11 protein-coding genes are annotated in these 12326 nt (G+C 45.0%); 4 read left to right on the plus strand and 7 right to left on the minus strand.

The features are described 5' to 3' along the window. Positions 1–17 precede the first annotated feature (17 nt). The 4 genes from G496_RS0111515 (at position 18) to G496_RS0111530 (ending at position 5133) form a co-directional block, all read left to right on the plus strand. Positions 18–1394: a multiheme c-type cytochrome gene (locus G496_RS0111515; RefSeq protein ID WP_156900644.1), complete on the plus strand. Its 1377-nt coding sequence runs from the start codon at positions 18–20 to the stop codon at positions 1392–1394. Between the two features lie 197 nt (positions 1395–1591). Further along, on the plus strand, positions 1592–3178 hold the full coding sequence (locus G496_RS19525) for a methyl-accepting chemotaxis protein (RefSeq protein WP_051294998.1): 1587 nt from the start codon (positions 1592–1594) through the stop codon (positions 3176–3178). Between the two features lie 210 nt (positions 3179–3388). Continuing rightward, positions 3389–3961, plus strand: a complete 573-nt coding sequence (locus G496_RS0111525) for a flavodoxin family protein (RefSeq protein ID WP_027179420.1) — start codon at positions 3389–3391, stop codon at positions 3959–3961. A 62-nt stretch (positions 3962–4023) separates the two neighbouring features. Next, positions 4024–5133: a linear amide C-N hydrolase gene (locus G496_RS0111530; RefSeq protein WP_034633093.1), complete on the plus strand. Its 1110-nt coding sequence runs from the start codon at positions 4024–4026 to the stop codon at positions 5131–5133. 199 nt (positions 5134–5332) lie between these two features. On the opposite strand, the gene G496_RS0111535 is transcribed toward G496_RS0111530, so the two are convergent. The 7 genes from G496_RS0111535 to G496_RS0111565 form a co-directional block, all read right to left on the minus strand. Further along, on the minus strand, positions 5333–6199 hold the full coding sequence (locus G496_RS0111535) for a universal stress protein (RefSeq protein WP_027179422.1): 867 nt from the start codon (positions 6197–6199) through the stop codon (positions 5333–5335). 21 nt (positions 6200–6220) lie between these two features. After that, entirely contained in the window at positions 6221–7018 is a 798-nt protein-coding gene (locus G496_RS0111540; protein WP_027179423.1) for a universal stress protein, read from the minus strand. Positions 7019–7056: 38 nt separating this feature from the next. Beyond that, on the minus strand, positions 7057–7446 hold the full coding sequence (locus G496_RS0111545; protein WP_027179424.1) for a response regulator: 390 nt from the start codon (positions 7444–7446) through the stop codon (positions 7057–7059). 17 nt (positions 7447–7463) lie between these two features. Next, positions 7464–10055, minus strand: a complete 2592-nt coding sequence (locus G496_RS0111550; protein ID WP_027179425.1) for a PEP/pyruvate-binding domain-containing protein — start codon at positions 10053–10055, stop codon at positions 7464–7466. A gap of 14 nt (positions 10056–10069) precedes the next feature. After that, on the minus strand, positions 10070–10804 hold the full coding sequence (locus tag G496_RS0111555; RefSeq protein WP_027179426.1) for a TIGR02186 family protein: 735 nt from the start codon (positions 10802–10804) through the stop codon (positions 10070–10072). Between the two features lie 2 nt (positions 10805–10806). Further along, complete coding sequence (locus tag G496_RS0111560; protein WP_027179427.1) at positions 10807–11736, minus strand: sulfite exporter TauE/SafE family protein; 930 nt, start codon at positions 11734–11736, stop codon at positions 10807–10809. Between the two features lie 115 nt (positions 11737–11851). Further along, entirely contained in the window at positions 11852–12283 is a 432-nt protein-coding gene (locus G496_RS0111565; RefSeq protein WP_027179428.1) for a universal stress protein, read from the minus strand. Positions 12284–12326 lie beyond the last annotated feature (43 nt).

Below are 12326 nucleotides of genomic sequence, written 5' to 3' on the forward strand. Positions count from 1 at the left end.
TTCCAGGGAGAAAAAATATGATGGGGATTAGAGTTTTTACAGTGGTGCTGGGGCTTATGCTGGCGTCAGGAGTTGCCTTTGCTCAGAATATGCCCAAGCAGAAAGAGTTCCGTATAGAAAGAGGTATGTCCGATCAGGCTAAAGCCTGCATTGAGTGTCATAAAGAGCTGACTCCGGGACTTTTTGCAGACTGGACTGCCAGCAGACATGCTTCTTCAAATATTACCTGCATTGATTGTCATCAGGCCGAAGAACATGACAAGGACGTAAGCAAAAATCATTTTAAACAGTATAATCGTTCGGATAACAAATGGGGTGATTCAAAATACAGAGTTCCCATTGCCGCAGTTGTCACTCCTAAAGATTGTTCCCGCTGTCACCCTGATGAAGTTAAGCAATATGCAAAAAGCAAGCATGCCAAAACCAACATAATTGTCTGGAAAATAGATCCGTGGATGAACAAGGGCATGAACAATAAAATTGAAAGGGCCGCCGGTTGCTACACTTGTCACGGAACTGTTTTGAAAAATGATAAAGACGGTAATCTGGATCCGATGACCTGGCCTAATGTCGGCGTGGGGCGTGTGAATATGGATGGAAGTTTCGGCTCCTGCACCAGCTGCCATACCAGACACAGATTTTCTGTAATGGAAGCTCGGAAGCCGGAAGCATGCGGACAGTGTCATCTGGGACCTGATCATCCGCAGATAGAAATTTATATGGAATCCAAGCATGGAGATATCTACACCGCGTTCGGCGATGAGTATAACTGGAAAGCTGCTCCGGGTACCTGGACTCCGGGGGTGGACTACAGGGGACCAACCTGTGCCAGCTGCCATATGTCCGGCTCAGGTAAAGTCATGACGACGCATGATGTGACTGAAAGACTTTCGTGGGAGCTTCAGGCGCCGTTAACTGTAAGACCTGAAAACTTTAAACCTCTCCCTGCTCAAAATAATTGGGAGACAGAACGTGGAAAAATGAAGCAGGTCTGCATGCAGTGCCATGGAGAAGTCTGGGTTAATGCCCATTATGCCAAGCTTGATGCCGCTGTAGAAAATTATAATGAAGTTTATTTCAAACCAGCCAAGGCCAAGCTCGATGAACTTTATTCCAAGGGACTGCTAAGCAAAGAGAAATTCTTTGATGAAGCCATAGAGTGGGAATTTTATGAACTCTGGCATCATGAAGGAAGAAGAGCCAGAATGGGAACAGCTATGATGGCACCTGATTATGCATGGTGGCATGGATTCTATGAGTGCAAACATCGTTTCTCAGGATTTATGCAGGAAGCTGATCATCTCATAGAAACAGGAACAAAAGCTCATATATGGAAGAATTTCCCCGGAGCAACAGGTGACACTACCCGCCCGAAAGAAATTCCAGCTCAATAATAAATATTAAATATCAGCTTGATATATCCCCGTTTCTTTGGAAGCGGGGATTTTCTTTTTCCAGAGATTGTTGAATTAGTTTCAATAAACTGAGTTGAGCTGATTGCGACAACTGTATTATCGTGTATATAATATAAGTGAAATATATTTTAGCGATGGTTTAAAATCGGTGGTCTGATCTTCAGTGAGGGATTTGTATGTTCAATAAAGTTAGTGTGGCGGCAAAGACAATTGTTACGGCTCTTGCCGGGCCAATTATTATTGCACTGATTATGGGGTTTCAGCAGATTTATGTAATAAATCAGAAATCGGAAGACGGGATTCTTAAACAGAGCCGGGCCATTGTCTTTATGGCAGAGGCCGCGAGAAATGATATGAGTAGCAAGCTCTCCTCCGGCATCGTTAAACCTTTCAATGAAATACCGGATGATAAAGTTCTTGAAGCCGTACCGGTGATCACTGCGATCCGGATGGCTTCCGCCAATGCCGATAAGGCCGGCTACATATTCAGAGTTCCCAAAATTAAACCCAGAAATCCTGAAAATACTCCCACCGAGCTTGAGAGGAGCGTCCTTGAACGGATGAAATCCGAGAATACTGATGAAGTTACAATTCATGAAGAGGACAGCATACGCTACTTCAAGGCGATAAGACTCACAAAAGAATGTCTTTATTGTCATGGGGACCCTGCCGGAAGCAAAGATGTTACCGGTGGAATAAAGGAAGGCTGGAAAGTAGGTGAAATTCATGGAGCATTTGAAATAGTCAGCTCTCTCGCACAGGCTCATAAGGAAACAAAAAAAGCGGGAATATCTGTAACGGTATGGACCCTTATCATTCTTGCAGTTGTTGCTCTGTTCGTAACATGGTTTATGCGCAGTTCTGTTTTAAGGCCATTGTCGGAAATTACATCTATTACCGGATTTATGTCTGAGGGTAATTTCAGGGATAAAGTAAATAACCCCGGTAAGGATGAAATAGGGCTGGTCGGCCGTGCTCTAAATACTATGATCGAGAGTTTAAGCTCGGTTATCAGGGTTGTTGCGGAGACCGCTGCTTCGGTCCATTTAAGCAGCAGAGAAATTTCCGAGGCTGCTGATAATGTTGCCTCAGGAGCGGCAGCACAGGCTTCAAGCATTGAGGAAGTTTCTTCCAATATGGATAAAATGGCCGAGAGCATAAAAGATAATGCCAAAAATTGTAAAAAAACCAGAGAAATAGCCACAAATGCCGCCAAAAATGCTGAGGAGGGCGGTAGATCAATACAGGAAGGCTTTAATGCTCTGAACGAAATAGCAGGAAAAATACAGATAATTGAGGAGATAGCCCGGCAGACAAATCTTCTGGCCCTTAATGCCGCGATTGAAGCTGCAAGGGCTGGTGAGCATGGCAAGGGATTCGCCGTGGTTGCTTCTGAAGTTCGTAAACTTGCGGAAAGAAGTGGAAAGGCCGCACTTGAAATTATGGAAATATCAAATGTAAGTGTTTCCACTGCAAGTAAAGCGAGCAAACAGCTTGCGGATCTGGTGCCTGAAATAAGAAAAACCGCAGATCTTGTGGATGAAATTGCGGCGCAGAGTGAAGATCAGGACTCCAATGCTTCAAGAATTAATGAAGCCCTGCAGAGCCTTGGTTCAATAATTCATCAGAATGCTGCCGCTGCTCAGGAAATTGCGGCAACAACGCTGACAATGGCAGAAAAATCAAGGGAACTTAATGACGCTGTGGACTTCTTTGAAATTGAAGAGGAAGTTAAAGGAATATCGACACTGCATAAGTTTTAACGGATTTGATTTCTAACCTCCTGCACCGGTTGTGTTTTATGAATACGGGGTATCTAATCAGATATCCCGTATTTTTATTTACAAAGAAATAACATTACTGTCTGATTTTTGTCTTTGAAAAGAAGTCTGTTGCATTATCATTTAGGCCTGATTAAGATTTTCAAGGCTTTTTTTTGAATAACCGTAAAAATAAACAGGAGTATTTACGATATGAAATTATTAAGTTTATTGGGAAGCCCCAAACCTAAAGGCAATACTGCATCTGTTCTTGATATTATAGAAGGTGAATTTAAAGCTCAGGGACACGAAGTTGAGAGAATAAATGTTGCAGAAAAAGATGTTCACGGCTGTATCGCCTGTCTGAACTGTAAGAATACATCCGATGAAGCCGGATGTATTTTTAAAGATGATATGGTTGGTATAATAGATAGAATGATTGAATCTGATATCATTCTTTTTGCTTCCCCCATTTATTTCTGGAGTGTGACAGCCCAGATGAAAGCTGTGATCGACAGATCTTTTTCACTCTACACAAATTATCATAAGCCTGACCACGCTTCACTGTTGAAAGGTAAGTCCATTGCTCTCCTTACTACCGGGGGTGGGGTTTATGATGGAAATGCAGAGCTTATCGGAACTGCTTTCAAGAATTTTTCAAAAGCACTTATTATGAAAAATGCCGGTGAACTTTTTGTGGGAAGTTTCTCTTCACCTGATAAGATGGCAGATGAAATCAGGTCCCGTGGCACTGATTTCGCCATGCAGCTTCTTAATAACATTTAAGTTTATCAGCTCAGGCAGTTTTTTACCGGCTGGTTAACTTTAAGAAACATGTAGGAGTTTTCATGTTGAAATGCCTTGTTGTTCTTATTGCTTCATTTCTTTTGATATTTCCTGCCATGGCGCAGGCTTGTACCGGAATAACTCTTAAAGGGGCAGATGGAACGATTGTGCATAGCCGCACTCTGGAGTGGGGAGAATTCAATCTTTTTCCACGCCTTGATATTGTTCCTGAAGGCTACGTTTTTGAATCTGAAAAAATGCCTGACGGTAAAGCCGGTATGAAATGGAAAACCAGATACGGTTTTGTTGGAATATCCATGCTTCATAAAAATGCCTATGTTGACGGCCTGAATGAGAAAGGGCTGGCAGCGGGTATGTTTTATCTGCCGGGATTTTCAAAATATCCTGCATATCAGCCGGATAAGGCCTCAAGCTCAATGGCTCCCACCGATCTGTTAAGCTATGTGTTAAGTTGTTGTTCGTCAGTTGCCGATGCACGCGAAGCTTTGACGAAAATTCATGTCGCTCCGGTGATAGAACCTTCACTTGGTTTTACCGCTCCGATGCACCTTATGATAACTGACAGAACCGGAACTTCAATTGTTGTTGAGTTCATTGATAATAAGATGGTTGTTTTTGATGCCCCGCTCGGTGTCATAACAAATTCTCCCAATTATGACTGGCACATGACCAATCTGCGTAATTACATTAATATGTCCGCAGTCAGCCTGCCCACCAAAAAACTGAGTGGCGATGATTTTGCTCCGTTGGGTTATGGAACAGGAATGCTTGGACTTCCCGGAGATTTTACTCCGCCTTCAAGATTTGTAAGAGCTGTTGCTTTTTCACAGGCAGCCAGAAAAACTACAGGCGGATATGATACTGTCAGGGAAAGCTTCCGTATCCTCGATAATTTTGATGTCCCGATTGATGCTACAGAAGTAGCTGAAAATGCCAAAAGGGGCGGCAAAAAAATGTTCAGCTCCACCCAGATTACCACTGCTGCTGATACTAAAAATGAAGTTTTTTATTATCATACCCAGTTTAACCGCAGGGTGCGCAAGGTTGAGTTGAAGAAAATTCCGTTCGGAAAGATGGGAACCAAAATGGTGACCAGACCTGCTGATGAAAGCAGGAATGACGATATCAAGGATGTTACCCCGAAACTTTAATCAAAGCTTGTTTACAGCTGTCGGATTAAAGTCTGAAAATATAAAAGAGCCTGTGATTGTTTTAGTCACAGGCTCTTTTTTTGGAGGGTTTAAAAGCCATAATCTTTTAGTGTGAACTGTTACGATTGTGGCGATTAAAATTTGATTTTAATATATAGAAATATCCATTTAATTGAAGCTGCTTCATTAAAAAAGATAATCAGCGGACAATCATAATGGAAGATGATGCATGGTTGACCAGTGAAGCTACCTTGGAGCTGTGCAGAAGTTTTTGAAGCGGTGACCTCTGATGCAGCCATAAAGCCATTAGTTCATTTTTAGCTCCGGATTCAATAAAAGATTCCAGAGAATCTTCATCCACAACACGGACCAGCGCACGTATTCCATGGCCGAGATAATAATCCAGAACTTCAGTCATTTTAGCTTCAAGATCTTCACGGAGTTCGCCTTTTTTCAAAACCCCGACGATTTCCAGTTCCGCTCCGTAAAGGCTGACCCACTGATTGATAAGTTCCAGTGATTCCTGAGAAATATTTGAGTGGTCCAGACAGCAGACAATTTTAGCCGGAACAAAATTTTCGCGGATGACAAATACCGAGCAGTCGACACTGTCGGCTATTTTTCCGGGAACGTCCGAACCGCGGCCCCAGCCACCTTCGTGATGACCACAGCCTATAATAACCAGATCGCTCTCTTCCTCACGGGATTCGTTGCGGACTTCTTTTACCGGGTCTCCGCTGCGCAGGTGCAGGAAGAGATGCTTGCGCCCGGATGCATCTTTTTCGAGAACTTTGTTTCCTTTTGCTCTGAAATTTTTATCCGAGCTGGTTCCATAAAGCCCGTCATCTGATTTCATCGCCTGTAGAAAGTCAGTGCGGTAGCGGTCCAGCATGGTTAATTTCGGGTGAGCCTGATTTTGTTCAAGCTCGTCCTCGTTAAAATAGGAACGGTTTTTTTCAACGCCCAGCATAACGACTTCGGACCAGGTGTTTTCAGCAAGTCTGGCTGATTGCTGAACAGCGTAACGACTGTAAGCATTTTCATCAACGGCAACTAGCAGTTTCATCTGAAATCTCCCTTGATATTTTTACCAGCAGAACAGAATCGGATTTGAAGCAAGTCCAAGCACTTCAGTCAGTGGTGATTTTCGATTTGACTTACGGTTTATATTGACCACAAGCATTCCATAATCGTGCAGAGATTTGGCTGCTGATTCCGGGCTGCCGAGCAATGAAAATGTTTTGAGCGGTTTGAACCCGCGTTTCGTCATTATCTCTTTTGCTTCAGACAGGAGCTCCTCCGGATGGGGGCTTTGATTCAGGTCATCCATTGCGTAAGCGCAGATATCAAGATCTATTTTTTTATCAGCGAAAAGATGGCAGAAAGTGTCTGCAAGGTGGTTCATATCAGTCTTTTCATCCAGAGTGATGGCAATATGGTTGGAATAGATCATATTGCGCACAATAAGGGCCGGGCAGGGCATCTGGCGATAAAGCTTGGAGCGCAGTCTTTTACGAAATTCATTAGTATTGAAATTTGCGACTTCGCCTTCAACAAACAGATCATGCCCTCCAAGGCGCAATTCCGAGAGGATTTCTTCTTCCCTGGAACCTACCCGCACAATTGGATTGGGCATGACAAAGCATTCAAGCCTTTCATTTTGAAGGATTCGCTGAACTTCTTCCAGTCCGGCCTGTTTTAGACCTGACTCCCATGATTTGCGAATCCAGCCTGTTTCCGAAGAATGCGGCTTGTGGTCAGGTTCTTCAACATGGATAGGCTGCAACCCGATGCCGAGCATCTCGGCTTTCTGGCAAAGGTATCGCAGGGCGACATTGGACGCCAATGTCATTTCAACGGGGACAAGGGCTTTCAACATGTCCATAGACACACCTCGTTATAATGATTTGAAATTTGGTTGGGCTAAGCGTCTTTAAGAATGTGTGCTTCTGCCTTTTTAATGACTTCCTGGATTTCACCAAGTTTGAAAGGTTTGGCCAGAAAGTCGAAGACTCCCTTGCGCATGGATTCTTTGGCCGTATCCATGGTTGCAAATCCTGTAATCACAATTACTTCAGTTGACGGAGACAGTTTTTTTACTTCCGCAAGAAACTGCATTCCATCTATTCCTTCCATTTTGAGGTCGGTAACTACGATATCGAAGCGGCGTTCGTTTACTCTTTCAACCGCTTTTGCACTTTCATAAAAACTTTCAACCTCGTAGCCCATCTTTTCAAGAGCCGGTTTAAGCCTCTTGCTTACAATGGGTTCGTCATCAAGGATAAGTATGCTTGTTTTTGATGAGGTAGCCATAAAATGATTCCTCCTAGCTAATCGGTCATAGCCTCATTGACGATGCGATCAAAATTTTCGCAGTGTTCGTAAATGCTGGCATCGTTGACCATGGAAACATCAAGTTGTCTTGTATAAGCCACAATTATGCCCAAAACGAACATTACTCTCCGTAAATCCTGAGCAACCCATCCCTTGGTTCGGGCGATTACCAGATCTTCCTGAACAGTTACGGAGAAGTTATGATTCTTCAACACTTCCGAAAGGAAACGTGCTCTGCGGGAGCGTCTGACTGCTCCGGTAACTCCGCCGGCAAAACGGAACTGCACGCTGTTTCGGGTATTATCCTCACTTTTAAAAGCGTCAATCATTGTGAAATGATATCCAAGCCTCAGACTTAAATGCAGAAAACAGTCCGAGATAACGGCCAGATTCTGCCCGACACGGTTTGATCCGGCTACATCAGCGGAAAAGGTGCGGGTCATGCTGGACATAAAACTTGAAAAATCAACGGCCACTGGGGAGGACTGCCAGACACCTTCAAGGGTTACACCCTCTATGAATGCCTGAAGAGTTTCGGATTTTACCTGTTCGGGAAGGATGGTTCGGCGTAATTTTACACCTTTTAACCCGCCGGCGCATTCGGGAGAAAGACCACCGCCTATATCCAGGACCACCAGGTCAATGGGGACCGGAAGCTGTAGTCTGCCGCCGGGACAACCTTCTTCGGAACCGGAGATGTTGGGGATGTCTATCAGAATCTCCACGGATTTTTCGTGTATGAAACGAGCTATGTCGTGGAGTGTCTGGCAGCCCAGGGGCGTGAAATTTGAGGCTTCAGGGTCCAGAAGATTCAAAGGCTCAATGAGCTTGAGTAACCTTCTGAGAAGCCGGTATTCGTAGGTTTCTTCCATGTGCTCGGACATAAAATCATGCAGGCTTAGTTCTTTGACCATGCCCTGATAAACAGTTTTCTGCTCTGCATCCAGAGTAACCACATCACCTTCTTCAAGAACCATGGTTGCACGGCTTGCATTAAGAAGTGTCGGCACCCTGTATTCTCTGGCAATTGTTGCCATGTGTCCGAGCGGGGAACCGATATCGGTGATAACTCCTGAAATTCTATGTAAAATAGAGGCGTACTGCGGTGAAGACAGGTGAGCTACCAGAATTGCCCCGTCGGGACAGCTCTCTAGATCACGGCTTTCCCAGCCGACAAAGACCGGGCCTGAACCAACGCCCTGCTGGGCAACGTCACCTTCACCACTTAAAAGAACAGGATATTTCTTCAAAGCGTCACTTAAATCGATTTTTTCGCTTTCGCGCGTATCTTCAATTCTAAGCGGGCGTGACTGGAGTATTACGAGGTTGTCGTCCCTGTCATACGCATATTCAATATCCTGTGGTTTTTTGAAATAACGCTCAAGACGCATGGCCATCTCAGCCATTTGAAATATTTCTTCGTCCGAAAGGCTCGCTGTCAGACGCGATTCTTCCGGAACTTCTTCCATCGCAACATCGCCTTCATTAAGACCATTCATTGCTCTGGCTTTTTCAACGATGTTTCTGGATAAAATTTTGTGTTCCGAGCCTCTGGAAACCGTAAATCTGTCTACAGTTACTTCACCTGAAACAACGGGTGCGCCAAGCCCCCATGTTCCGGCTATGTCAATACAGTTCGATGCCGGATTCATTGGAGAAAGACTGTACATGACTCCACTTGTACGGGCTTTTACCATAGCCTGCACGGAAACAGCCATGTAGACTTCTTCCTGCTTGAAATCATATTCCCTGCGGTATTCCATCGCAGCCGGGCAGTAGGTGCTTGCGATAACCTTTTTATAGGTTTCGTGGAGATCTTCCGGTTTTACATTGAGGTAGCTTTCATATTGTCCGGCAAAAGAAAGGTTGCCGTCTTCACCCCAGGCACTGCTTCTTACTGCCAGTAGAAGTTCCTTGTCGCCGACTTTGCGGCGCAGGGTGTCCAGCTCTCGGTTAATGGCCCTGCGTATTCTGCCCGGGATGTTACCGCTCATTATATATGAGCTTATTTCGTTGAAAGCGTTTTTAGCCGGTTTGGTTCCGGCTCGCCATTCGTCTTCGTTTTTCTTTATTATTTCACGGAGGTTGTTGTCTTCCATGAAAAGCCGGTATGCCGTTGTGGTGATGGCGAATCCGAAGGGAACAGTTGCCGCATTGGCGTTGGCCATTAGGGCAAGTCTGGTGTTCTTGGCGCCAACCGCATCCATATCTCTTATAGTGATGGCTTCAAACGGCATGGCCATTACATCAGGCAGAACGGGCTGTCTGTTTATTTCACTATCCAGCTTGGAACGTATATCCCTGAAAGAAGAGTACAGTTCCGGATAACGGTCCGGGGCCATTGCATCGAAGGCATCGAGCAGTTCCCGGACCGTATCTACTATATTCTGTTTTGAGCTGCGCAGGTATTGAACATCAAATATATATCCTCCGCCAAGCTTGTTGTGCATTGAAGCTATGGTGGTCAGAGTTTTGTTATTTAATTCCAGCACCCGTTGAAACCGGCCGAATAGGACACCCAGAGAACATGAATTCCTGCGGCGTCCGGGCAACAGCCTGTTTTTTATCTGCTCAAATATTTTCATCATAGGTGAGTCCCTGATTAATGGGCTCCTCCACGTTCTTTGAAGATCATGCTCATGATGAGGCCTGCCAGAATAGCAATAATTACAGCAGCAATACCATACATCAAGGAATGGTCGAATGCGAATGCCGAGAGCATGGCCGGGAGTCCGGTAAGCTTTGTGTGCAGCTCTTCGACTGCTTTGCCTGCAACCTGGCCGTCTTTAACAGCAAGAACTTCTACTTCATATACACCTTTGTGCATTGCTGAAGGAATTGAAATTGATGCGGTGAAAGGGGTCATTCCATCGACTGATTTTTCGTAGGAGACAACACCTTTTTCCACTTCGTAGAAACCGTCGCGCTCCATGAGTTTTATGAATTCATCAAAAACAACGTCTTCGGTGTCGCCTTTAATGGACAGGAAACCAAGATCGGAATGTTCCCAGTTTATATCTGCTTTGGCGTCTGTGCCCATCAGAAAAACATCAGGAACCTGTTTCAGCTCTACGGTTTTAAGGTTCATCCATAAAACGCCGAGAGCCTTTCCCTTCTGTTTGAAGAATTCGTCACGGGGTTCACCCATAAGACGGATAACAGCTGAGGTTCCTTCTGGGACTTTACCGGTTACGGTAAGCTCTGCCCCGTTGAAGTTGGTGCCGATAGGAATCAGGTTGGGACGGATTGTGAGTGAAGTTGTCTCGTGGGCAAAAGCCGGACAGGACAGTAGAATTATTGCCAGCAGGGCTGCGCATGTTGAAATAATCTTTTTCATTATTAATGACCTCCTGCATAAGCAAGCAGCACATCAGGTGTAAGCAGCAGGTTCAGCAGCATTTTTACCATAACAGCCAGAACGAGTGTTGCCAGCAGAATTTTGAGCTGTTCACCTTTGAGCTTGCGGCTGATTCTTGTTCCGAACTGGGCTCCGAGTGTTGAACCGAGAAGGAGGAGAACTGCAAGCACAAAGTCAACTGTATGGTTGGTGTATGACTGCAGAATGGTAACGTTGATGCAGGTGAAAAGAATCTGGAAGAGGCTTGTTCCTACAACTACATGCATAGGCATGCGCAGCAGGTAGACCATGATGGGGACCATGATGAATCCGCCGCCAACACCCATGATTGCAGCAAGAACACCTACCAGAACACCAAGGATAAGCGGCATGATCATGGAGATGCGTACGCCTGATTTGGCGAAATCGGTCTGGAAGGGAAGTTTTTCCATCATCATCGTATAGCGTGATTTTTTCTTCGGTTTGACCTGAACTTCTTCTTTAGGATCTTTTTTGCGGAGGCTCTGCACGCTTTCTATAAACATATAAGCGCCGACACCGCCAAGCATCAGAACATACGTTATATTGATGAGGAAGTCCGCGTTGCCCATGGCCTTAAGTATCTTAATGACCTGAACACCGCCGAAACCGCCGAGAACTCCTCCGATAAGCAGCAGGAATCCCATTTTGAAATCAACGTTTCCAAGTCTGTAGTGAGCAAGACATCCTGAAGTTGAAGCTCCTACGATCTGGTTTGAATCCGAAGCCGCAGCAACCGTCGGCGGAATTCCGAACATTATAAGCAGCGGGGTCATCAGGAATCCGCCACCGACACCGAATATGCCGGACAGCAGGCCCACGAACCCTCCCAGAGCGAACACCAGGAGCACGTTGACGCTGTTCCCTGCAATGGGGAGATACATATGAAACATTAAAACTTCTCCACGGTTAAAAATTCGTTATCAGGACCTGTTAAACAGGTTGTTTGTCAGGTCAGACCAAAGCCGATTATTTTGCGCCACCCCTTGTGAAGCCAAAAGGCGGGCGTTATTTCCTCTTTCCATAGGCGGAAACTTTCTGAACAACTTCAACTTCGCAATGAGTCTTTGAAGCCACCGCATCAAGAGTCCGCATCAATTTTGTATAAAGTTCAGGGTTATTACCCTGAGGTCTGCCGATGAACAGCTTGGAAATGTTGTTCTCTCTTATGAATTTCGGAATTTCATCCTCCATTCTTCCTTTCAGAACATAGTAATCAATATGAGTACTGCCGAAGTGTTCCTCCGCCAGTATTGATTCCAGCTTTTTTTCCGGCGAGCCGATCCACTGTCCCTGATCTTTTTCGGGTGTTGAATACTCATCATCCCTGACCATGAGGATTGAAACTTCAACCGGAATTCGGCTTGAAAGCCCCATAGCGTAATAAGCCAGCCAGAAGCTCGATTCTGATTCATCAACAACAATTGATACTTTCTTCATTTTATTTTCCTGTCAGAAAGCTGAAAAGCAAACTCAATGCCAA

It is taken from the genome of Maridesulfovibrio bastinii DSM 16055, from assembly GCF_000429985.1.
GTDB classification, from domain to species: Bacteria; Desulfobacterota; Desulfovibrionia; order Desulfovibrionales; family Desulfovibrionaceae; genus Maridesulfovibrio; species Maridesulfovibrio bastinii.